Origin of the sequence: Stenotrophomonas sp. YIM B13575 (genome assembly GCF_042787595.1) — a bacterium.
Taxonomy (GTDB): domain Bacteria; phylum Pseudomonadota; class Gammaproteobacteria; order Xanthomonadales; family Xanthomonadaceae; genus Stenotrophomonas; species Stenotrophomonas lactitubi_B.
In genome coordinates this window covers 25,696-46,252 of record NZ_JBHZOP010000092.1, presented here as the reverse complement: position 1 = coordinate 46,252, position 20,557 = coordinate 25,696, and the positions used below count along the sequence as shown (strand labels likewise).

Genomic DNA, 20,557 nt, shown 5'->3' with positions numbered 1-20,557 from the left:
AAGATCGCCTGGGGCGTCTTCAAGAGCGGTCGGGACTTTGATCCAGCCATGCTGAAAGTGGGTCAAGCCTGCTTCCAGCAGGCTTGACCACAAACATAGGATCTCGGCTCTACAACAGGCTCGGGTCAGGCCTTGTCACCACCGCGGTCCACGCAACCCCAGTTGAGGATGCGGGTGCCGGCCGGCAGCACGCGGCGGAAGAATTCCACCTTGGCCGGCTTCGGGTTGACCACCACCGGCGCTTTCGCCGCAAGCAGCAGCGGCAGGTCGGCAGTGCTGTCGGAGTACGCGATATCGATGTCGCCGTAGCCGCGCTCGCGCAGCATGCGCATCTTCTCTTCGTTGTGGCAGTGCCGGGTCGGCCCTACCCCGCCCAGCCGCGGCCCCACTTCGGTGCCGATCACCGGCACGTCCTGGTGGGCGACGAAGGCCAGGATCGCGCGGGCAAGTTCCGGCGGTGCGCCGGTGGCCACCACCACGCGATCGCCCTTGGCACGGTGCGCGGCAAACACCTCCAGCGCCTGTGGCAGCAGCTTGGCGCGCATCTGCGCTTCATTGCGCAGCACGTAGGCATCAATCACCTTGTTGAACTCGCGCGCGCGGTGCAGGCCGAAGCTGCCGATCCAGACGTAGACCGAGATACCGGCACGGCGGGTCGGCAGCATCGCCACCATCGGCCCGGCAATCGGGGTGACCAGCAGCGCCGCCAGCATCCGCAGCGGGTTGCGCTTGATCAGCGAGGCGAACAGGTGGGTACCCGAATCGCCGTCATACAGGGTGTGGTCGAAGTCGAAGACCACCAGCGGCGCATCCTCGCGCGGCGTTGGATAGTACGTTTTCATGCTGCGAAGAATAGCTGACGCAGACCCTCGCCCGGCTCTTCCACGCGCATGAAGGCCTCGCCGACCAGGAACGAGTGGATGCCGGCATCGCGCATCAGCGCCACATCCTGCGGGCCGAGAATGCCACTCTCGGTGACCAGCAGGCGGTCACGCGGCACGGCCAGGCGCATGTCCAGCGTGGTCTGCAGCGACACCTCGAAGGTGCGCAGGTTGCGGTTGTTGATGCCGATCATCGGCGCCGGAACCTGCAGCGCGCGCTCCAGCTCGTCGATGTCGTGCACTTCCACCAGCACGTCCATGCCGAGCGACATCGCCAGTTCGGACAGCGTGGCCAGCTGCGTGTCGTCCAGCGCGGCGACGATCAGCAGGATGCAGTCGGCGCCGAGCACGCGCGCCTCAACGACCTGGTAGGCGTCGATCACGAAGTCCTTGCGCAGCACCGGCAGCGTGCAGGCTTCGCGCGCCTGTTGCAGGTAGGCGTCGGCCCCCTGGAAGAAATCGACATCGGTCAGCACCGACAGGCAGCTGGCGCCGCCGAACTCATAGCTGACCGCGATGTCGGCCGGGCGGAAGTCGGGGCGGATCACGCCCTTGGACGGGCTGGCCTTCTTCACTTCGGCAATCACCGCTGGATCGCCATTGGCGACGGCAGCCTGCAGCGCGCGCACGAAACCGCGCACCGGTGGCGCATCGGCCAGCGCCGCCTGCAGCTCCTCAAGCGGTCGCTGGGCGCGGCGCTGGGCTACTTCTTCGGCCTTGCGGGCCAGGATCGTCTGCAGGATATCGCTCATCGTCGTCGGGTCGGTGCTGGGGCGGTGAGGACGACCATTATCGGCCATCGGGTGGGTCAGGCTGAACCGCGTGCTCAGGCAACCAGCGCGCGGGTGGTGTCGACATACTGCTGCAGGCGGGCACGGGCGCTGCCATCGGCAATGACGGCGCGGGCGCGGGCCAGGCCGTCGCCGATATCGCTGGCCACGCCGGCCACGTACAACGCCGCGCCCGCATTCAGGGCGACGATGTCCAGCGCCGGTCCCGGCTCGTTGTCGAGCACCGCACGCAGCATGGCGATGGACTGTTCCGGGCCATCCACGCGCAGGTTGCGGCTGGCCGACATGGCGATGCCGAAGTCTTCCGGGTGGATCTCGTACTCGCGCACCTTGCCGTCGCGCAGCTCACCCACCAGGGTGCCCGCGCCCAGCGAGATCTCGTCCATGTTGTCGCGGCCCCACACCACCATCGCGCGCTCGGCGCCCAGTTCGCGCAGCACGCGCGCCTGGATGCCCACCAGATCGGGGTGGAACACGCCCATCAGCACCGACGGCGCATTGGCCGGGTTGGTCAGCGGACCGAGGATGTTGAAGATGGTGCGCACCCCCATCTCGCGACGCACCGGCGCCACCACCTTCATCGACGGGTGGTGGATCGGCGCGAACATGAAGCCGATGCCGGTCTGTTCGATGGCCGCGGCCACCTGCGCAGGCTGCAGCTCGATCGCCGCGCCCAGTGCTTCGACCGCATCGGCACTGCCCGACTTGGACGACACGCTGCGGTTGCCGTGCTTGGCCACGCGCGCGCCGGCGGCAGCGGCAACGAACATCGCGCAGGTGGAGATGTTGAAGGTATGCGAGCCATCGCCACCGGTGCCGACGATGTCGACCAGGTGGGTGGTATCGGCGACCGGCACGGCCAGCGCGAATTCGCGCATCACCGTTGCGGCGGCGGCGATCTCGTCGATGGTTTCCTTCTTCACGCGCAGGCCGGTGAGGATGGCGGCGGTCATCATCGGCGAGACGTCGCCGCGCATGATCTGCCGCATCAGGTCGACCATTTCGTCGAAGAAGATTTCGCGATGCTCGATGGTGCGTTGCAGGGCTTCCTGGGGGGAGAAGCTCATCGGAATACTCCTTGGATCAGGCAGCCGGGCGCTGCAGGAAATTTCGCAGCAGGGCGTGGCCGTGTTCGGTGAGGATCGATTCGGGATGGAACTGCACGCCCTCGACCGGGAACTGGCGGTGGCGCAGGCCCATGATCTCTTCGATCGAGCCATCCTCGTTCTCGGTCCACGCAGTCACTTCCAGCGCATCGGGCAGGCTGTTCTTGTCCACCACCAGCGAGTGGTAGCGGGTGGCTTGGTAACCGTCCGGCAGGCCGGCGAACACGCCCTTGCCTTCGTGCCGGATCGGCGAGGTCTTGCCGTGCATGATGTTGCCGGCACGGATGACCGTACCGCCGTAGACCTGGCCGATACCCTGGTGGCCCAGGCACACGCCGAGGATCGGCGTGGTCGGCCCCAGGCGCTGGATCAGCTCCAGCGACACGCCCGCTTCGTTGGGCGTGCATGGGCCGGGCGAGATGACGATGCGCTCGGGTTTCTGCGCGGCGATCTCGTCCACGCTCATCGCATCGTTGCGCACCACCTTCACTTCGGCACCCAGCGTCTGCAGGTACTGCACGAGGTTGTAGGTGAAGCTGTCGTAGTTGTCGATCATCCACAACATGGTCAGGTTCCGTCGCTTATCAGGAAAATGGCGTACACGTTTTCGGTGTAGGTGATGGGGCCGGCTTCGATGGATTCGGGCAGGCGCGAGCCCGTGGTCTCAATGCTGTTCATCGGCGCCTCGGGCGAGGGCGGCGAAGGCGGCGTCACCAGATCGCCGCTGCTGGGCCAGCTGCCTGCTTGGATTCCGTAGGCGAAGTTCGGCGCCACATCGGAAATGCTGTACAGACCGCGCAGCTGGGTGCCGTAGGCCTTGGCCAAGCCCTGCGCGGACTCGCGGGTCTTGGCTGCGGCCTCGCCCTTGAGTTCACGGCGCAGCGCCACCTCGCCCGAGTACGTCGGGGCCAGGCTGCTGACCTGTACGTTCTCGTTGGCCTTCAGCGCCCCCAGCACATCCTGCATCGCCTTCACGCTGGCAAAGCTGGCGCGCAGCTGGCGTGACACGCGGGTACCGATGAAGACCTGCCGGCTCTGCTCATAGCGCGTGGCGGGGCCGATGCGCAGGTTGTCCGCGCGCACGCTGCCCTCCACCGCTTTGTGCTGCTTGAACAGCGCCAGTACGCGGGCGACGTTGTCCTGCACGCGGCGACGTGCGGCATCGGCATCCATGTCGGTCTCTTCGATGTTCAACTGCAGGCCGAACCGGTCCGGCATCACCAGCCGGCGCGCCTCGCCCTTCACCAGCAGGTGTGGCTGCGAGGGAATGGTGTTGGCCTGTGCCCACGCAGAGGGGGCCATCGTGGCCAGCAGCGACGACCACAGCAGAACGCTCAGCAGCTTCATGCGGTACTCCTTGTCTTGAAGGGAAACAGCGAAGGGGGCTGCGGCGCAGGCCACAGCACAGGGAAACTCACAGGCCCTTGGCGGCCTGGGCGACGGCGCGGAACAGCGCGCGGCCCTTGTTCATCGTCTCGTCCCATTCCTTGTCCGGGTCGGAGTCGTAGACGATGCCGGCGCCGGCCTGCACATACAGGCGGCCGTCCTTGATCACCGCGGTGCGGATCGCGATCGCAGTATCGGCATCGCCGTGCCAGCCGATGTAGCCGATGCTGCCGGCGTAGACATTGCGCTTGATCGGTTCCAGCTCGCGGATCACTTCCAACGCGCGGATCTTCGGCGCGCCGCTGACCGTACCGGCCGGGAAGGTGGCGCGCAGCACGTCGGCATAGCTCAGGCCCGGCTGCAGCTGCCCGGTCACTTCGCTGACGATGTGCATGACGTGACTGTAGCGTTCGATCACGAACTGCTCGCCCACTTCGACGGTGCCGGCCTTGGACACGCGGCCGGCGTCATTGCGGCCCAGGTCGATCAGCATCAGGTGCTCGGCGCGTTCCTTTGGATCGGCCAGCAGCTCGACCTCCAGCGCCTGGTCCAGCTCCGGCGTGGCGCCGCGCGGGCGGGTGCCGGCGATCGGGCGCACGGTCACTTCACCGTCCTGCAGACGCACCAGGATTTCCGGCGAGGAGCCGACCACCTGCAGGTCGCCAACATCCAGGAAATACATGTACGGCGACGGGTTCAGTGCACGCAGCGCGCGATACACATCCACCGGGCGCGCCTTGAACGGCACGCTCAGGCGCTGGCTGAGCACCACCTGGAAGATGTCGCCGGCACGGATGTATTCCTTGCTGCGCTGGACCGCGTCGACGAAGCCCTCGCGGGTGAAACCGGAAACGAAATCGGACTCGTCCAGCACGTCGCTGGTCAGCGGTGCCGGATAGCCTGCACCCGGCGCACGCAGTTTGGCGGTCAGTGCATCCAGGCGGGCCTGGGCCTGCTCGAAGGCGCCTTCGACACGCGGGTCGGCATGCACGATCAGGTACAGCCGGCCCTTCAGGTTGTCGAACACTGCCAGCTCATCGGAGTGCAGTAGCAGGATGTCCGGCGTACCCAGTTCGTCACGGCCAGCCGGCGAGGCCAGGCGCGGTTCGATGTAGCCGATGCATTCGAAGCCGAACCAGCCGACCAGGCCACCTGTGAAGCCCGGCAGGCCTTCCAGCTTGGGCACCGAGTGGGCGCTGCGCAGCGCCTCGACCTCGGCGAACGGGTCGGCCACCTCACGGGTTTCCACCACATCGCCGTGCTCGCGTACGGTCAGGGTGAGGCCGTGGAAGGCGTACACGCGGCGTGCCGGCAGGCCGATGATCGAGTAACGACCAAAGCGCTCGCCGCCTTCGACGGATTCAAACAGGTAGGTATTGGGGCCGTCGGCGAGCTTCAGATAGACCGAAAGCGGCGTGTCCAGGTCGGACAGCACTTCGCGGACAACGGGAATATGGGTGTGGCCTTCAGCGGCCTGCTGCTGAAACTGAGCGTGCGAGATCAAGACGACTTTCCTTCCGGGACACAGCGTTATGGGGACGGACGACGGCAACAGGCCACCATCGCCACCAACGGCGTGCGGAAGAAAGGGTATGCGGGGTCGTCAGGCTGGACACCCAATGACTGTATCGCAGCTTTGGCCGCAGGGAAACCCTTTGGCGACGGGCGGTTTGTCTTCGCCCTAGCCCATCCGCCACGCCTGTTCCTGGCTCTCCTGCACCTGCTGCTGGGCCAGCGACACCCCCTGCGCCTGCTCGCGACTGGCGTTGATCGCATCAATCTGGGCGGTGCTCGCGCTGAGCGGCTGGGCCATGCCCGCCGCCACCTCGACGTGGGCATGGCGGCGGTGCGCGGCGTTCAGGTCGGGCGTATCCACCGCGAAGGCGCGGCGGTGATCGTCGCTGAGCACCACGTGGGAAATGGACTCCAGCCCCTCGCGCTTGGCCTGCACGGCCAGTGCACCGGCGAGCTGGTCGCTCTGCACGTTCGGCACGCGGTTGTGGGCGGCATCCAGGGCGTGCACGCCGGTCTGTGCGCCATTGAACAACCGGTAGTCGGTGTGACCAGGGTCGTTGATGCCGGGCGCGCGCGCAGTGGGTTCTGCCGCCACGCCGGCGCGACGACCATCCTCCGGATGCTGTATCCGCTGGTGCTGCTCGACCAGCTTGCGGGCGGCGGCTTCCTGCTTGATCAGTTCCGAATCCAGGCTGGGGATGACGGTCGGATCCATGCCATGGCGGGCAGTCGCCTCGCTGAAGGCCGGCATCATGCCGCGGATGACACGTTCGGACTTGTCGAGGTTGTGCAGCCTCATTGCGTCCAACGGCAGGTTGCCGGTCGGTACGTGGGTCGCTGCGGCAGCCCCGATGCCCACCGCAGCACCACCCAGCGTGGACAGGGTAATCGGCGCCTTGGCGGTGATGCCCTTCAGCTGGGACGCCACCAGGTCATAGCCACGATCGACATGGGCGCCGGCGGTGGCGAACCCGTTCTGCAGCTTGCCGGCCACCCATTGGCCGTCGTGGCTGATGGCAGCGGCCACGCGTTCACCCGCCGCACGCGTGCTTGCGGCGTCGGCAACGGCCTGTTTCGTCGCGTGCTGCGCATGGTGCTCGCCGTGGTCACGGACAGCTTCGGCCTGCTTGGCAAGCCGGCCGGCGACGTTGTCCGCGCCCACCCGGTCAGCCACCCACGACAGTGCGGACAGGCCATGGGAGCGGGTTTGCGATTCGACGCGGTGCAGCGTGGCTTCGATGCTGCCGGTCAGTTCGCGCCCCGAAGCGATCACCGTACTGGTCGCCCGGGTGCTCACCTGCAGGCTGGTGGACCCCATGTTCACCACCTGGCCGATGACCATGCCTTCGGTCTTCAGTACGCGCTCGACACCATCGCCCACCTTGTCCAGCGCATGGGCAGTGACGGCGCCGGCCCGTTCGACCTGCTCGCCGGCCAGGCGACCGCTGCGCATGCCGTACGCCGTGGCATGCAGCACGGTGGACAGCGGGCCCGCCAGTTCCGCCACCTGGCTGGGCGGCGCCACGTGCGGGCGATCGACGAGTGCCCCGTGCGCGTCGCGGGTCTTGGGCTCAAGCAACAGCTCGAGGCGCCCTGCCGCGAGCGGAATATCGCGCAGCGCCTGCTGGCCCGGCTGGCTCGCCAGTTGTTCGATGAACTGTGCAGCGGAGGTCTGCGCACCCGGGGGCAGCATCTCGCGCAGCTTTTCACCGACGACCTTCTGCATGGCCGGATCCTTCAGCACCATGCCCAGTTCGTTGGCAAGCACACCGTAGCCACGACGCTGATGCTCGCTCAGGCGGTGCATGCCGTTCTGCACATCGTTCAGCACCTCACCGGTGGTCTGGTAGGTGTGCACGGACTGCTGCGTGTCGAAGGTCGGCAGGCCGTTGTCCTTGGCATAACGCGCCGGGGTTGCCGGATGCAGGCCGGCGGCGTTGAACGTGGTGGCACGTGCGCCGGTGACTGCGGACGCGGCGGAAGCCATGCCGCCGCCGAGGGAGTGGCCGGCGATTTCGAAGCCGCCGGGCAGACGACGGTTCATGGCTACGGCAAGTTCCATCGCGCGATCGTAATAATCGCTGCGCATGCCGATGCCCTGCTGACCGTTGTTGAGGAAATCCTCGCCGCCGGATTCACGTTTTCCATTGGGCGCCAGCGGGTCAAGAATTTCACCCGTGGACCCCTTGTAGACCACGACAGGTTTCGCATCCTCACCGAAGACGCGCTTGTCGGGGATATAGATCTCGGCGCGGAATCCGGACTTCCTCGGCTGCAGCATTTCCTTGAGTTCAGCGTCCGAGATGTTGATGCCAGCTTCGCGCAGCGCGTCGGGATCACTACTTGCGCGCACCCATCCTACCGGGGGCTTTCCCTCGTGCTTCGCTGACTTATACACGTCAGCAGCCAGTCCTGACATTTCACGCGCATGGTACGTTTCCTGGAGGCGCTCAGCTTCCTTTTCGTTCCCACTGTCGCGCAATTGCTGCACGAGAATATTCTGCTCATTGACTGCGCGGGCACGCGCCTCGCTCTCCGAACCATTCATGGCAAACTCCATTGCACCTTGAAGTGCCGCTTGTTTCGCGGCACCTATGGATTACCAGAACCTTTTGCTAGTGTCACGTCATCAGCAAATAGACAGGAAAAAAATGACCGTCATTTTTCACAATATGACGACAAAATTCCTCACAAGTGTGGCATGGATCACGCTTCTGCTTGTGGCAGGGTGCTCTGGAACGTCTGCACACGGTGCCGATGGCTATTTCGAGGGAGCGGCATTACGGCTGGCCATTGCTGCTGAAAGCGGCGACGCCGATGCCATACGTCACCTCGTAAAGGACGAGGGCGTCAACCCGGACAAGGCGTTTTCAACGCGGGACGGAATTCCGCTGATCGCATGGCCGCTGCGGGCCCGCAACATCGAGGGACTCAAAGTGCTGCTCGACGTTGGGGCAGACCCCAATGCGCGTGAGTCAAAGCAGATGAATGGAGAACTGATCAGGTTCGACAACGCGATGGTCTACGCGGCCAAGATGGACGATCCTCGGTTCCTGGAACTGCTGCTGAAGCACGGAGGAGATCCCAACACACGAAACGTCAACAATGAAACGCTTCTCTTCCAAGCCTTCATCAGCGGGAACCAGTGGAAGAATGTCCAGACCCTGGTCAAGAACGGCGCAGACGTGAATGGATCCAACCGCAGAAGCCTGGGAGACGACACCGTCCTGAGCTGGTACACAGGAAGAGGCGCATTCGACTACGCATACTGGTTGCTGGAGCACGGTGCAGATCCCACCATTCCCGAGCACGTATCGGAAAGTTCGGGAAGATCTGCTCGGCAATTGATGGTTGAGGACATCTACTGGGAGATCACCACGCCGGACAACCTGCCGTGGCAGAAGAAATGCCAGCAGTGGCTGATCGAACGCAACATCCCCCGCCCGCCAATGCCCGAACACATCCGCAGGAAGCGCGAGGCATTCAAATTCCCGAGCAAGGAAGAAGACATTCCGCTGCTGTAACCTGCGTTCTTAGCCCCGCGACAGCAGCACGCAATCCTCCGGCAGGTGCATCCGCACCCTGCCCGCCACGCATTCGATGCGGAAGCTGCGTGCCTGCACCGGTTCGCCGTCCAGGTTCAAGGTCAGCGGCTGCGGTGCGTCGATCTGCAGCCAAGCCAGCTGCGCGCGTGTAGCGACACGTTCCAGCGCCGCTTCCTTGCCACCGGTCAGCATCTGTCCAAGGGTGGCGGCGACTTCGCCGTCCAGCTCCGGCACCACGGTGACGTCCAGCAGGCCGTCATCGATCAGTGCCTGCGGGCACAGCTGCTGACCACCACCGGCCTGACGGCCGTTGCCGATACCCAGCGCGATGAACCCACCTTCCCACTGGAAATCCGGCCCGCTCAGGCGCGCGGTGATCGGTTCGATGCGCCCGAGCTTGGCGATGCCGGTGATGACATACGCCAGACCGCCGAGCATCTTCTTCAAGCCCGCATCGGTTTCCACCGTGACCTGGGTACCGAAGCCGCCGCTGGCGAGGTTGGCGCACCACCATGGCTTGCCGTCGGCATCGACACGCAGCAGATCCATCGGACGCGGCGTACTGCCGGCAATCAGTGCGAAGGCCTCCTGCGGCTGCACCGGAATGCCGGCAGCGGTTGCGAAATCGTTGGCGGTGCCCATCGGCACCAACGCCAGTGAAGGCAGCGCCCCGGCCGGCTCGTCACGATGCGCCAGCGTCTCGGCCACCGCGCTCAGCGTGCCGTCGCCACCGGCCGCCACGATCACGTCCACGCCGTGGTCGATGGCCTCGGCCACGTAGCGCTCGGCGTCACCGTCTTCCCAGGTCACCCGCACTTCCAGCTGCACGCCACGGTCGCGCCAGTGGCCCACGGCCTCGCGCAGGTCGTCGTTGCCTGCGGACTTGCCGTTGAGGATCAGGCGCCAGCGCGGTGTGCTCATGCGGTGCTTCCAGGGAAAGGTGGCACAGGCTAGCAACCGCGCGTTCGGGGCCAGTGAAAGGCGGTGGCAACCGTTCAGCCAAGCGCAATGACTGCGACCCTCAGGGGATGTTCTTGCGTATACAGCGGCTCGTCGGTGACGGTGTCGGTGTCGAATTCGTCAGACGCATCACTTCCCTCGAAACACATGAATCGAGGGTTGTTCCAGTCATCAAGCACGATGGGCTGCACAACGCTGCGGATATCCGTTGTCTCGACGTGGTGGCAGCCAAATGGCAGCTTACCGTGCACGGATGACACCAGGCTCAGGCGCAGCTGGCGCACGTTCATGTCATGCCAGCAGTAGAACGTCATTGCGTGGCCTGCGACCTGCGCGGACCGGTGCGCGGCAACCCTGTGAATGAAGGCAACCACCTGCTCGACATCCAGGGTCACCTCCGCCGGCGGAGAGAATGCGCAGAGATTACCGTGCGCCTCAGCATTGATGTATTCCAGATCCATCACCAGCGCATCTTCTGCTGCAAACTGAAACCACGATTCAAGCAGGTCAGCGACATCGCTCTTCATCAGCCCATTCTAGTGCGCCTGCGCCACTCCCGGCAGGGTCGTTGACGACATCATGTCATCCGGTTGTCACCGAACACCCGGAGAATGGAAGGCCATAGCAGGGACGACGGATGGAGGCAGGATCAGCCTCCCACGCATGCAGCAAGGCCACGCCAGTGTTTGGCGTGGCTTTTTTTTGCCTGCCAGGCGCATCCACGCATGGCGTGGATCTACTGTGCCCACGCACCGTCTTCAGTAGATCCACGCCATGCGTGGATGCATTCCGCCTCAACCGTTGGCGAAATCGTGCAGCGCCTCACCTTCCAGCCGGTACACCGTCCACTCGTCCTGCGGCTTGGCGCCGGCTGCGGTGTAGAACTCGATGGCCGGCGTGTTCCAGTCCAGCACCGACCACTCGAAGCGGCCGCACCCTTCAGCCACCGCCTGCCGGGCGATGTACTTCAGCAGCGCCTTGCCCGCACCGGAACCACGCTTTTCCAGGCTCACGTACAGGTCTTCGAGGTAGATGCCCTTGCGGCCCAGCCAGGTGGAATAGTTGTAGAAGTACACCGCGTAGCCGATGGCTTCGCCGTTCGCCTCGCAGATCAGCGCGCGGGCGGTGGCGTCGGCGCCGAACAGGCTGTCAGCGATGCCGATTTCATCGGTCTGCACCGAATGCTCGGCCTTCTCGTAGATCGCCAGTTCGCGGATGAAGCGCAGGATCAGGCCAGCGTCGGCGACGGTGGCCGGGCGGATGTTCAACACGGCCACCGTGCTCATGGCTCAGCCCCGTGCCGCAGCGACGTTGGCGCGCATCTGCGCGATCACGTCCTGGTAGCTGGTCTTGGCGTTGAAGATGGCCGAGCCGGCGACAAAGGTATCGGCACCAGCGGCAGCGATCTCACCGATGTTGTCGGCCTTCACGCCACCGTCGATCTCCAGGCGGATGTCACGGCCGCTGGCATCGATCTTCTTGCGCACCACGCGCAGCTTGTCCAATGCCGACGAGATGAACGCCTGGCCGCCAAAGCCCGGGTTGACCGACATCAGCAGCACCAGGTCGAGGTCGTCCAGCACCCAGTCGAGGATATCCACCGGGGTGGCCGGGTTCAGCACGATGCCCGGCTTGCAGCCCAGCGAGCGGATCAGCTGGATGGTGCGGTGCACGTGGCGGCTGGCCTCCGGGTGGAAGCTGATGTAGGTGGCGCCGGCCTCGGCGAAGTCCGGGATGATGCGGTCCACCGGCTCGACCATCAGGTGCACGTCGATCGGCGCGGTGACGCCGTGCTTGCGCAGCGCCTGGCATACCATCGGGCCGATGGTCAGGTTCGGCACGTAGTGGTTGTCCATCACGTCGAAATGGACCCAATCGGCGCCAGCGGCCAGGACGTTGTCGACTTCTTCGCCCAAGCGGGCGAAGTTGGCCGAGAGGATGGAAGGAGCGATGAGGCAGTTGGACATGGCCGGGGCCTTCGGAACGGGGAAAGGGGTCTCCCGCCCGCAGGCGGGACTGTGGGGTCAGCGCTTGCGCAGGGTCTTGATGCGGTCGTAGGCGGCGTTGATGCGCCGCGACTTCTGCTCGGCCTGCTGCTGCAGCTCGGGGGCGGCGCCGCCCAGCTTGTCGGGGTGGTACTGGGAGATCAGCTTGCGGTAGGCGCGCTCGACCTCGGCATCGGTGGCCTCGGAGGTCAGCCCCAGCTCGCGGTAGGGGTTCTCTTTGTTCAGGCGGAACCAGTCCGAGTCGAAAGCGTGGCCGATCAACAGGCCGACCACCGCGCCGAACAGCGGATTGGGCCGGAACAGCAGGGCCCCGGCGATGAAACCGAGCAGTTTTCCGTACCAGCGCATGGCGCTCCGGGGTCGGCCGACGAAATGGACGCTCATTTTACGTCACAGCGGGCCCGGACCGCTTTACACTAGGCCGCCCGCTGGTCAGCGGGCCCGCCGGGTCCGTTGGGCAGCCGTATCGACGAAGCCCCAGGAGTGCCCGTGCCAACCACGCTGTTGCAATCCGATCTCCCCGGCCTGCCCTTGCGCCACCGCGGCAAGGTGCGTGATGTGTTCGATATCCCGCGCGAGCGGCTGCCGGCCGGTACCCCGCCGGGGGACTACCTGTTGATGGTCGCCACCGATCGCCTGTCGGCGTTCGACGTGGTCCTGCCCGACCCGATTCCGGGCAAGGGCGAGATGCTCTGCCAGGTGTCCAACTTCTGGTTCGCCAAGACCGCGCACCTGATGCCCAACCACTTGACCGGCATCGATGTGGCCAGCGTGCTGCCCGAAGGCGTGGACGCGGCCCTGTACGCCAAGCGCGCGGTGGTCACCCGCAAGCTGAAGCCGGTGCCGGTGGAAGCGATCGCCCGCGGCTACCTGATCGGCAGCGGCTGGAAGGACTACCAGCGCACCGGCAAGGTCAGCGGCATCGACCTGCCCGACGGCCTGCGCCAGGCCGAGCAGCTGCCAGAACCGATCTTCACCCCCTCGACCAAGGCCGCCGTGGGTGACCATGACGAGAACATCGACTTCGACGCGATGGTGAAGACGGTCGGTGCGGAGATGGCCGAGCGCGTGCGCGACGCCACGCTGCGCATCTACAAGTTCGCGGCCGATTACGCGCGCGAGCGCGGCATCATCCTGGCCGACACCAAGTTCGAGTTCGGTACCAACGCCGATGGTCGCCTGTACATCATGGACGAGATGCTGACGCCGGATTCCTCGCGCTACTGGCCGGCCGACGAGTACGAAGTGGGCACCAGCCCGCCGAGCTACGACAAGCAGTTCGTGCGTGACTACCTGGAGACGCTGGACTGGGGCAAGACCGCCCCGGGCCCGAGCATCCCGGCCGAGATCATCGAGCGCACCCGCGCCAAGTACGCCGAGGCGCTGCAGCGCCTGGCCGGAATCAGCGTCGACTGATTCCCCTGCGCCCCCGGCCGGTCTGGCTGGGGGCGGTTTCCTGCGCCCCCCCGGCAGCCAGGCATGGCCTGGCTCTACTGTCGGTTTCCCGGGCTGGCTGGGGGCGGTTTCCTGCGCCCCCCGGCAGCCAGGCATGGCCTGGCTCTACTGGCGGCCCCGGCCGGGGTATGCTGGCCGCATGCAGACCACCACCCAGCTTGCGCGTCCGATCGACCGCTATTTCGCCAGCTACTCCGACGACCACCGCAATGTGGTCAACCAGCGCATCCACCTGGTGGCGGTGCCGGCGATCCTGTGGTCGGTGGTGGCCCTGCTGTGGTGCGTGCCGCCGCTGATCACCTGGTTCCAGTACGGCATCTGGTCGGCGTTCGCGATGTTCAGCGCCTGGTGCTTCTACAACAAACTGTCGCGCCCGCTGGGCATCGGCATGCTCATCCAGTTCTTCGTGTTCGGCTGCCTGTGCCGGCTGCTGGAAGCGGAAATCGGCTTGCACAACCTGCGCTCGCTGGCCATCGGCGTCTTCGTCGTCGCCTGGATCGCGCAGTTCATCGGCCACAAGTTCGAAGGCCGCAAGCCCAGCTTCCTGACCGACCTGACCTACCTGCTGATCGGCCCGGCCTGGGTGATGGCCAAGGCCTATCGCAAGCTCGACTGGCGCTACTGACCAGCGTCGCCGCATCGACGCGTTCGTTTCCTGAACGGGCAGATGCCATCACCCACGCTGCACGGCGCGCCTGCCAGCCTGCCGCGGTGACCTCCCCACCTTGCCCCGCCCAGCGGCGGCGGTCCCTGTGCGACAGGGGCTGCGGTCTCCCTGCGTGGGCGTAGGGTGGACCTGCCAACCGGGTCCTGACGGGGCATCCGCGCCGCATGCTGCATCGCAGAAAAAATGAATCAGCGCACGTTACATGCAATTGATCGCTGTTCAATGGGTTTCGGCGACATTTGGCGGCCTGTTATGCTCCCTGACCTGCTCGTGAATCATGGATTCCCTGCATGCTCCCCAGCCTGCCCCTGCTGCTGGCCCTGCCGTTCCTCATGGCAGTGGCTGTCGCAGCCTTCCCCCGTAGTTCGCGCTCGACTGCTGCCTGGCTGGCGGCGCTGGCGCCGTTGGGCGGGCTGGCGATCCTCGCCTGGCTGACCCCATCGGTGCTCGATGGCCAGGTGGTGCGGACGATGGTGCCGTGGCTGCCGCAGATCGGCCTGGACTTCACCCTGCGCCTGGATGGCCTGGCCTGGATGTTCGCCGGGCTGGTGCTGGGCATCGGTGCGCTGGTGGTGCTGTATGCGCGCTACTACCTGAGCCCGCAGGACAGCGCGCACCGCTTCTACACCTACCTGTTGCTGTTCATGGGCGCCATGCTGGGCATGGTGCTGTCGGGCAACCTGTTGCTGCTGATGATCTTCTGGGAAATGACCAGCATCAGCTCGTTCCTGCTGATCGGTTTCTGGTCGCATCGCCAGGACGCCCGCGAGGGCGCACGGATGGCGCTGGTGATCACCGGCGGCGGCGGCCTGGCCCTGCTGGCCGGCGTGCTGCTGATCGGCCGCATCGTCGGCAGCTTCGACCTGGACGTGGTGCTGGCCGCCGGCGAGCAGATCCGCGCCAGTGCGCTGTACCCCTATGCGTTGTTCCTGGTGCTGGCGGGCATCTTCACCAAGAGCGCGCAGTTCCCGTTCCACTTCTGGCTGCCGCACGCGATGGCCGCGCCCACCCCGGTGTCGGCCTACCTGCACTCGGCCACCATGGTGAAGGCCGGCGTGTTCCTGCTGGCGCGCCTGCATCCGGCGTTGGCCGGCAGCGATCTGTTCTTCTACACGGTCAGCGGCATTGGTGCGATCACCCTGCTGATCGGCGCCTGGAACGCGATCTTCCAGCATGACCTGAAGGGCCTGCTGGCCTATTCGACGATCTCGCACCTGGGCCTGATCACCCTGCTGTTCGGCCTGTCCACGCCGATGGCGGTGGTCGCCGGCGTGTTCCACATCCTCAACCACGCCACCTTCAAGGCCTCGCTGTTCATGGCCGCCGGCATCATCGACCACGAGACCGGCACCCGTGACATGCGCAAGCTCGGTGGCCTGCGCAAGCTGATGCCGTTCACCAGCGCGCTGGCGATCATCGCCTCGCTGGCGATGGCCGGCATCCCGCTGCTCAATGGCTTCCTGTCCAAGGAAATGCTGTTCGCCGAAGCGCTCTCGGCCGGTGGCACCGACACCATGCGCACGGCGGTGTCGATCGCCGCGCTGCTGGCCGGTGTGTTCGGCGTGGCCTACAGCCTGCGCTTCGTGCACGACACCTTCTTCGGCAAGGGCCCGCATGGCCTGGACCGCGTGCCGCACGAGCCACCGCGCTGGATGAAGGTGCCGGTGGAGATCCTGGTGGTGATCTGCGTGGCGGTGGGTATCGCCCCGGCCGTGACCGTGGCCCCGGTACTGCACGTGGCAGCCGCCTCGATCCTCGGCAGCGCGATGCCCGAGTACAACCTGTCGATCTGGCATGGCTTCAACCTGCCGCTGGCGATGAGCGCCGCGGGCGTGGTCGGTGGCGTGGCCCTCTACTTCGGCCTGCGCAAGCTGATCGACCTGCACGCGGTAACCAACACCACGCCGGGGCGCAACGTCTTCCACCACCAGCTGGACCTGCTGTCGGCCGGTGCGCAACGGTTGACCGCCGGCATCGCCAACGGCAGCCTGCAGCGCATGCTGCTGGGCCTGGTGTTGGTGGCGATCGTGGTTGCCGCCGCGCCCTACATTGCCAATCCCGCATCGCCGGACTGGACCAAGCCGCAGCCGATACCGCTGCTGGGCTGGGCACTGTGGCTGGTGATGATGTCCTGCGCGGTGGCGACGCTGCGCATGTACAAGCAGCGCCTGCTGGCGGTGCTGCTGGTCGGCGGTGTCGGCCTGATGGTGGCGCTGACCTTCGTGTTCCTGTCCGCACCGGACCTGGCACTGACCCAGCTGCTGGTGGAGATGGTGACCCTGGTGCTGATGCTGCTGGGCATGAACTATCTGCCCGCACAGTCCGGCCCGGAGCGGCCGCGCTGGCGCAAGCGCCGTGACGCACTGATCGCAATCGTGGCCGGTGCCGGCCTCGGCGCGCTGGCCTACAGCGCGATGACCCTGCCGCCGAACACCATGGCCGGCGAACTGCTTGCCCGCGCGCTGCCCGAGGCGTACGGCCAGAACGTGGTCAACGTGATCCTGGTCGACTTCCGCGGCTTCGATACCTTCGGCGAGATCACCGTGTTCGGTATTGCCGCACTGGTCGTGCATGCGCTGCTGCGGCGTACGCGGATGGCGCCGGAGCAGATCATGCCCGGCCCGCCGATCAAGCTGCCGGTGCCGGCCGATCTTGCCCAGATCATGTTCCCGCTGACCCTGACGGTGTCGATCTTCCTGTTCCTGCGCGGCCACAACGCGCCGGGCGGTGGCTTCATCGCCGGCCTGGTGCTGGCGGTGCCGCTGCTGATCCAGTACGTCATCCAGGGCACCGCATCGGTGGAATCGCGCTTCGGCTTCGACTACATCCGCTGCATCGGCACCGGCCTGCTGATCGCCATCCTCAGCGGCGCCGCCTCGATGCTGTTCGGTGTGCCGTTCCTGACCAGTGGTCACCTGGACCTGCACCTGCCGTTGATCGGTGATGTACCGCTGGCCAGCGCGATTGGTTTTGATATCGGCGTGTACCTGGTGGTGTTCGGTGGCGCGATGCTGATGCTGTCGATGATGGCCACCGTGAAACCCTCGCGGACGCGCACCGCGCGCAAGGGCGAGATCGACCTGCAACGCCGCTCGGCACGAACGGGGGAGATGCACTGATGGAACTGGCCCTGGCCTCTGCGATCGGCGTGCTGACCGCCATCGGCATCTACCTGCTGCTGCGCGCGCGCAGCTTCGATGTGATCCTCGGCATGACCTTCCTGTCCTACGCCACCAACCTGCTGATCTTCGCCGGTGGCCGCGTGGTGCAGGGCAAGGCGCCGGTGCTGCAGGAAGGCGTGGAAAGCCACCTCGGCAACTACACCGATCCGCTGCCGCAGGCGCTGGTACTGACTGCAATCGTGATCGCGTTTGCGATGACCGCCGTCAGTATCGTGCTGGCCATGCGCAGCCGCAGCGACAACCACAGTGACCATGTGGACGCGCACGAGCCGGACGACGATGCACCGCCGCGCCGGGGCGAGGACCGCGCATGAATCATCTGGTGATCCTGCCGATCCTGGTTCCGCTGCTCGGTGCTGCGCTGTCGCTGTTCGTTGAACACCGGCGCTATGGGCCGAAGGTACAGCGTGCCGTGGCGTGGACATCGCTGGCCGCACTGGCGGTGGTGGTCGGCCTGCTGTTCGCCGACACAGCAGGCGGCGACATCCGCGTCTACCTGCTGGGCGACTGGCCGTCGCGGCTGGGCATCGCGCTGGTCGCCGACCAGTTGTCCGCCTGGATGCTGCTGACCACCCTGCTGCTGGCCATTCCCTGCCTGCTGCACGCGTGTTCGGGCTGGGATCGGCGCGCACCGCACTTCCATGCGCTGTTCCAGTTCCAGCTGGTGGGCCTCAACGGCGCCTTCCTGACCGGCGACATCTTCAACCTGTTCGTGTTCTTCGAGGTGATGCTGATCGCCTCCTACGGCCTGCTGCTCAGTGGCGGCCGTGGCCTGCGCATGCGCATCGGCCTGCACTACGTGGTGTTCAACGTCACCGCCTCGACCCTGTTCCTGATCGCGCTGGGCCTGCTGTACGCCTCGCTGGGGTCGTTGAACATGGCCGAGCTGTCGCAGCGCATTGCCGAGGTGCCGCCGGCGCAGCTGACCCTGGTGAAGGCGACGATGGGGCTGTTGCTGCTGGTGTTCTGCGCCAAGGCCGCACTGATGCCGCTGTACCTGTGGCTGCCCGAATCGTATGCGCGTGCACCGGCGGCGGTGGCGGCGCTGTTTGCGATCATGACCAAGGTGGGCCTGTATGCCGTGCTGCGCATCCAGATGCTGTGGTTCGGCGAGGATGCGGGAGCGATGGCCGGCTACGGCCGTGACTGGCTGCTGTGGGCCGGTGTAGCGACGCTGGTGCTGGGTGGCCTGGGCGCATTGGCCGCAGCGCGCCTGCGCGTGTTGATTTCGTATCTGGTGATCGTTTCGGCGGCGACGCTGTTCATCGCGTTCTCTGTTGGCACGCCGAAGGTGCTGTCGGCCGGCCTGTATTACCTGCCGCACAGCAGCTTCGTCGCCGCCGCACTGTTCCTGGTCGCCGACCTGATCCGACGCCGCCGTGGCGGCGCCAGCGACCGCAAGGAAGTGATCGCGCCGATGCCCGGCAAGGAGACGCCCGCCGTGCTGTTCCTGATTGCGGCGGTGTCGGTGGCCGGCCTGCCGCCGCTGTCCGGCTTCCTGGCCAAGGCCGCACTGTTGGCCGGCATGCCCGCGCAGTACACCGGCGCGGTGTGGACGGCGGTGCTGGTCAGCAGCCTGCTGGTCATCATGGGCCTGACCCGCGGCGGCATCCGCCTGTTCTGGCGCGTGCCGCTGCCCGATCCCGATGCACCGCCACCGCGCAAGGCACCGCTGCGTCGCGTAGAGCTGTTTGCCGCCTGCATCCTGCTGGCGTACGGCATCGGCATGACGCTGTTCGCTGCGCCGCTGATGCAGCACACCGACGCCATCGCCACCCAGCTGCTGCAGCCGGGCGATTACGTGCAGCAGTTGCGCGCGACCACGCCGGAGATCCGCCAGCCATGACCGCCAAGCGTTCCCCGATCCGCCGCCTGCTGCCCTCGCCTGCGCTGAGCGTGATGGTGGTGGTGTTCTGGCTGCTGATGTCCGACAGCTTCACGCTCGGCCAGTTCCTGCTGGGCCTGCTGCTGGGCGTGGTGATTCCGCTGTTCGCTGCGCGCCTGGACCGCGAGTTCGCCCGCATCGGCACCCTGCGGCCGCTGCCGAAGCTGGTGTTCGTGACCCTGTGGGACATCCTGATGTCCAATATCCGCGTGGCCATCCAGGTGCTGGGCCCGGAAAAGAACATCCACCCCGGTTTCATCTGGCTGCCGCTGGACATCGCCAACATCCACGGCATCGCCGCGCTGACCAGCATGATCACGCTGACTCCCGGCACGGTGTCGGCCGCACTCAGCGACGACCGGAAGTTCCTGCTGGTGCACGTGCTGCACCTGGAAGACCCGCAGGAGCTGATCGACACGATCAAGCGCCGTTATGAAGCCCCGTTGATGGAGATCTTCCCATGACTGGATTCCAGATCATCCAGACCACCCTGGTGGTATGCATGCACGTGGTCGGCCTGGCCATGCTGCTGGCCACCTGGCGCCTGCTGCGCGGGCCGACCGTGCCCGACCGCATCCTTGCACTGGATACGCTGTCAGTGACCGCCATCGCCGAGCTGATGCTGTTCGGCATGTACCTCAATTCGGCGATCTACTTCGAGGCGGCGTTGATCATCGCCATGCTCGGCTTCGGCAGCACCGTGGTGCTGAGCAAGTTCGTGCTGCGCCGGGACATCGTCGAATGATCACCTTCATTCAGATCGCGCTGTCGATCCTGCTGTTGTTCGGCTGTTTCTTCATCCTGGTCGGCGCGCTGGGGCTGGTGAAGCTGTCCACCTTCTTCAAGCGCCTGCACGCACCGACCAAGGCCAGCACGCTGGGCGTGGGCTGCGTGCTGGTGTGCTCGGTGTGTTACCACATCTTCCTGGGCCAGGACCCGCAGCCGCGCGAGCTGCTGATCACCGTGTTCCTGTTCATCACCGCACCGATCAGCGCGCACCTGATGGCCAAGGCGGCGTTGTCGCTGCTGATGGAAACGCGCCCCAGCCTGCCGGGCAACGAGCGTGCGGAAGAGGAACAGCTGCCGCCGCCGGAACCGGAGCGGGAAGAGGAAACCACCGCGCGTTGACGGTGGGTGCCGACCGTTGGTCGGCACGACCCCGGATAACCGCCAGTAGA

Annotated in this window: 21 protein-coding genes; 9 read left to right on the top strand and 12 right to left on the bottom strand. The window is 65.9% G+C overall.

Features of this window, described 5'->3' with window-relative positions:
• Positions 1–125: 125 nt before the first annotated feature.
• The 7 genes from ACFX4F_RS14995 to ACFX4F_RS14965 all read right to left on the bottom strand — a co-directional run bounded on the left by ACFX4F_RS14995 (position 126) and on the right by ACFX4F_RS14965 (position 8,032).
• On the bottom strand, positions 126–842 hold the full coding sequence (locus ACFX4F_RS14995) for a haloacid dehalogenase-like hydrolase (protein WP_099819691.1): 717 nt from the start codon (positions 840–842) through the stop codon (positions 126–128).
• The gene (gene trpC, locus ACFX4F_RS14990; protein ID WP_033832398.1) at positions 839–1,633 is read right to left on the bottom strand and encodes an indole-3-glycerol phosphate synthase TrpC; all 795 of its coding nucleotides are present in this window, start codon (positions 1,631–1,633) and stop codon (positions 839–841) included. Before trpC ends, ACFX4F_RS14995 begins: the two co-directional genes overlap by 4 nt.
• 74 nt (positions 1,634–1,707) lie before the next feature.
• Complete coding sequence (gene trpD, locus ACFX4F_RS14985; protein WP_089237368.1) at positions 1,708–2,739, bottom strand: anthranilate phosphoribosyltransferase; 1,032 nt, start codon at positions 2,737–2,739, stop codon at positions 1,708–1,710.
• A 16-nt stretch (positions 2,740–2,755) separates the two neighbouring features.
• Complete coding sequence (locus ACFX4F_RS14980) at positions 2,756–3,343, bottom strand: aminodeoxychorismate/anthranilate synthase component II (protein ID WP_088101793.1); 588 nt, start codon at positions 3,341–3,343, stop codon at positions 2,756–2,758.
• A 2-nt stretch (positions 3,344–3,345) separates the two neighbouring features.
• Positions 3,346–4,125 (bottom strand): SIMPL domain-containing protein, encoded by a 780-nt coding sequence (locus ACFX4F_RS14975; protein ID WP_116862779.1) that lies wholly within the window; start codon positions 4,123–4,125, stop codon positions 3,346–3,348.
• 67 nt (positions 4,126–4,192) lie between these two features.
• Positions 4,193–5,668 (bottom strand): anthranilate synthase component I, encoded by a 1,476-nt coding sequence (trpE, locus tag ACFX4F_RS14970; protein WP_180165224.1) that lies wholly within the window; start codon positions 5,666–5,668, stop codon positions 4,193–4,195.
• A gap of 177 nt (positions 5,669–5,845) precedes the next feature.
• The gene (locus ACFX4F_RS14965; RefSeq protein ID WP_380656615.1) at positions 5,846–8,032 is read right to left on the bottom strand and encodes an XVIPCD domain-containing protein; all 2,187 of its coding nucleotides are present in this window, start codon (positions 8,030–8,032) and stop codon (positions 5,846–5,848) included.
• A gap of 298 nt (positions 8,033–8,330) precedes the next feature.
• Between ACFX4F_RS14965 and ACFX4F_RS14960 the strand changes: the two genes are divergently transcribed.
• Positions 8,331–9,203 (top strand): ankyrin repeat domain-containing protein, encoded by an 873-nt coding sequence (locus ACFX4F_RS14960; protein ID WP_243380018.1) that lies wholly within the window; start codon positions 8,331–8,333, stop codon positions 9,201–9,203.
• Positions 9,204–9,212: 9 nt separating this feature from the next.
• Here ACFX4F_RS14960 and yegS read toward each other — a convergent pair whose 3' ends face one another.
• From yegS to ACFX4F_RS14935, 5 genes are all read right to left on the bottom strand, one after another.
• A complete protein-coding gene (gene yegS / locus ACFX4F_RS14955; protein ID WP_099819695.1) occupies positions 9,213–10,145 on the bottom strand; it encodes a lipid kinase YegS in 933 nt (310 codons plus the stop codon).
• Between the two features lie 74 nt (positions 10,146–10,219).
• On the bottom strand, positions 10,220–10,711 hold the full coding sequence (locus ACFX4F_RS14950) for a hypothetical protein (RefSeq protein ID WP_099819696.1): 492 nt from the start codon (positions 10,709–10,711) through the stop codon (positions 10,220–10,222).
• 267 nt (positions 10,712–10,978) lie between these two features.
• Positions 10,979–11,461 carry a GNAT family N-acetyltransferase gene (locus tag ACFX4F_RS14945; protein ID WP_099819950.1) on the bottom strand — a complete coding sequence of 161 codons (483 nt, stop codon included), beginning with the start codon at positions 11,459–11,461 and terminating at the stop codon, positions 10,979–10,981.
• Between the two features lie 12 nt (positions 11,462–11,473).
• Positions 11,474–12,151 (bottom strand): ribulose-phosphate 3-epimerase, encoded by a 678-nt coding sequence (gene rpe / locus ACFX4F_RS14940; RefSeq protein WP_099819697.1) that lies wholly within the window; start codon positions 12,149–12,151, stop codon positions 11,474–11,476.
• Positions 12,152–12,208: 57 nt separating this feature from the next.
• A complete protein-coding gene (locus ACFX4F_RS14935) occupies positions 12,209–12,538 on the bottom strand; it encodes a DnaJ family molecular chaperone (RefSeq protein ID WP_005411327.1) in 330 nt (109 codons plus the stop codon).
• A 141-nt stretch (positions 12,539–12,679) separates the two neighbouring features.
• Between ACFX4F_RS14935 and ACFX4F_RS14930 the strand changes: the two genes are divergently transcribed.
• From ACFX4F_RS14930 to ACFX4F_RS14895, 8 genes are all read left to right on the top strand, one after another.
• Complete coding sequence (locus tag ACFX4F_RS14930) at positions 12,680–13,606, top strand: phosphoribosylaminoimidazolesuccinocarboxamide synthase (protein ID WP_380656609.1); 927 nt, start codon at positions 12,680–12,682, stop codon at positions 13,604–13,606.
• 178 nt (positions 13,607–13,784) lie between these two features.
• Positions 13,785–14,270, top strand: a complete 486-nt coding sequence (locus ACFX4F_RS14925; protein ID WP_099819699.1) for a DUF962 domain-containing protein — start codon at positions 13,785–13,787, stop codon at positions 14,268–14,270.
• Between the two features lie 332 nt (positions 14,271–14,602).
• Positions 14,603–17,431 (top strand): monovalent cation/H+ antiporter subunit A, encoded by a 2,829-nt coding sequence (locus ACFX4F_RS14920; protein WP_380656606.1) that lies wholly within the window; start codon positions 14,603–14,605, stop codon positions 17,429–17,431.
• A complete protein-coding gene (locus ACFX4F_RS14915; RefSeq protein ID WP_025874601.1) occupies positions 17,431–17,808 on the top strand; it encodes a Na+/H+ antiporter subunit C in 378 nt (125 codons plus the stop codon). Before ACFX4F_RS14920 ends, ACFX4F_RS14915 begins: the two co-directional genes overlap by 1 nt.
• The gene (locus tag ACFX4F_RS14910; RefSeq protein ID WP_099819701.1) at positions 17,805–19,340 is read left to right on the top strand and encodes a monovalent cation/H+ antiporter subunit D; all 1,536 of its coding nucleotides are present in this window, start codon (positions 17,805–17,807) and stop codon (positions 19,338–19,340) included. The genes ACFX4F_RS14915 and ACFX4F_RS14910 overlap by 4 nt, the downstream gene beginning before the upstream one ends.
• On the top strand, positions 19,337–19,843 hold the full coding sequence (locus ACFX4F_RS14905) for a Na+/H+ antiporter subunit E (RefSeq protein ID WP_380656601.1): 507 nt from the start codon (positions 19,337–19,339) through the stop codon (positions 19,841–19,843). The genes ACFX4F_RS14910 and ACFX4F_RS14905 overlap by 4 nt, the downstream gene beginning before the upstream one ends.
• On the top strand, positions 19,840–20,124 hold the full coding sequence (locus tag ACFX4F_RS14900) for a K+/H+ antiporter subunit F (RefSeq protein WP_025874598.1): 285 nt from the start codon (positions 19,840–19,842) through the stop codon (positions 20,122–20,124). The genes ACFX4F_RS14905 and ACFX4F_RS14900 overlap by 4 nt, the downstream gene beginning before the upstream one ends.
• A complete protein-coding gene (locus ACFX4F_RS14895; protein ID WP_205405217.1) occupies positions 20,121–20,507 on the top strand; it encodes a Na+/H+ antiporter subunit G in 387 nt (128 codons plus the stop codon). The genes ACFX4F_RS14900 and ACFX4F_RS14895 overlap by 4 nt, the downstream gene beginning before the upstream one ends.
• Positions 20,508–20,557 lie beyond the last annotated feature (50 nt).

Bases quoted from the DNA above. Each gene is read 5' to 3' on its own strand.
- ACFX4F_RS14995 (WP_099819691.1), bottom strand. From the start codon at position 842: ATGAAAACGTACTATCCAACGCCGCGCGAGGATGCGCCGCTGGTGGTC.
- trpC (WP_033832398.1), bottom strand. From the start codon at position 1,633: ATGAGCGATATCCTGCAGACGATCCTGGCCCGCAAGGCCGAAGAAGTA.
- trpD (WP_089237368.1), bottom strand. From the start codon at position 2,739: ATGAGCTTCTCCCCCCAGGAAGCCCTGCAACGCACCATCGAGCATCGC.
- ACFX4F_RS14980 (WP_088101793.1), bottom strand. From the start codon at position 3,343: ATGTTGTGGATGATCGACAACTACGACAGCTTCACCTACAACCTCGTG.
- ACFX4F_RS14975 (WP_116862779.1), bottom strand. From the start codon at position 4,125: ATGAAGCTGCTGAGCGTTCTGCTGTGGTCGTCGCTGCTGGCCACGATG.
- ACFX4F_RS14960 (WP_243380018.1), top strand. From the start codon at position 8,331: ATGACCGTCATTTTTCACAATATGACGACAAAATTCCTCACAAGTGTG.
- yegS (WP_099819695.1), bottom strand. From the start codon at position 10,145: ATGAGCACACCGCGCTGGCGCCTGATCCTCAACGGCAAGTCCGCAGGC.
- ACFX4F_RS14950 (WP_099819696.1), bottom strand. From the start codon at position 10,711: ATGAAGAGCGATGTCGCTGACCTGCTTGAATCGTGGTTTCAGTTTGCA.
- rpe (WP_099819697.1), bottom strand. From the start codon at position 12,151: ATGTCCAACTGCCTCATCGCTCCTTCCATCCTCTCGGCCAACTTCGCC.
- ACFX4F_RS14935 (WP_005411327.1), bottom strand. From the start codon at position 12,538: ATGCGCTGGTACGGAAAACTGCTCGGTTTCATCGCCGGGGCCCTGCTG.
- ACFX4F_RS14925 (WP_099819699.1), top strand. From the start codon at position 13,785: ATGCAGACCACCACCCAGCTTGCGCGTCCGATCGACCGCTATTTCGCC.
- ACFX4F_RS14920 (WP_380656606.1), top strand. From the start codon at position 14,603: ATGCTCCCCAGCCTGCCCCTGCTGCTGGCCCTGCCGTTCCTCATGGCA.
- ACFX4F_RS14915 (WP_025874601.1), top strand. From the start codon at position 17,431: ATGGAACTGGCCCTGGCCTCTGCGATCGGCGTGCTGACCGCCATCGGC.
- ACFX4F_RS14910 (WP_099819701.1), top strand. From the start codon at position 17,805: ATGAATCATCTGGTGATCCTGCCGATCCTGGTTCCGCTGCTCGGTGCT.
- ACFX4F_RS14905 (WP_380656601.1), top strand. From the start codon at position 19,337: ATGACCGCCAAGCGTTCCCCGATCCGCCGCCTGCTGCCCTCGCCTGCG.
- ACFX4F_RS14900 (WP_025874598.1), top strand. From the start codon at position 19,840: ATGACTGGATTCCAGATCATCCAGACCACCCTGGTGGTATGCATGCAC.
- ACFX4F_RS14895 (WP_205405217.1), top strand. From the start codon at position 20,121: ATGATCACCTTCATTCAGATCGCGCTGTCGATCCTGCTGTTGTTCGGC.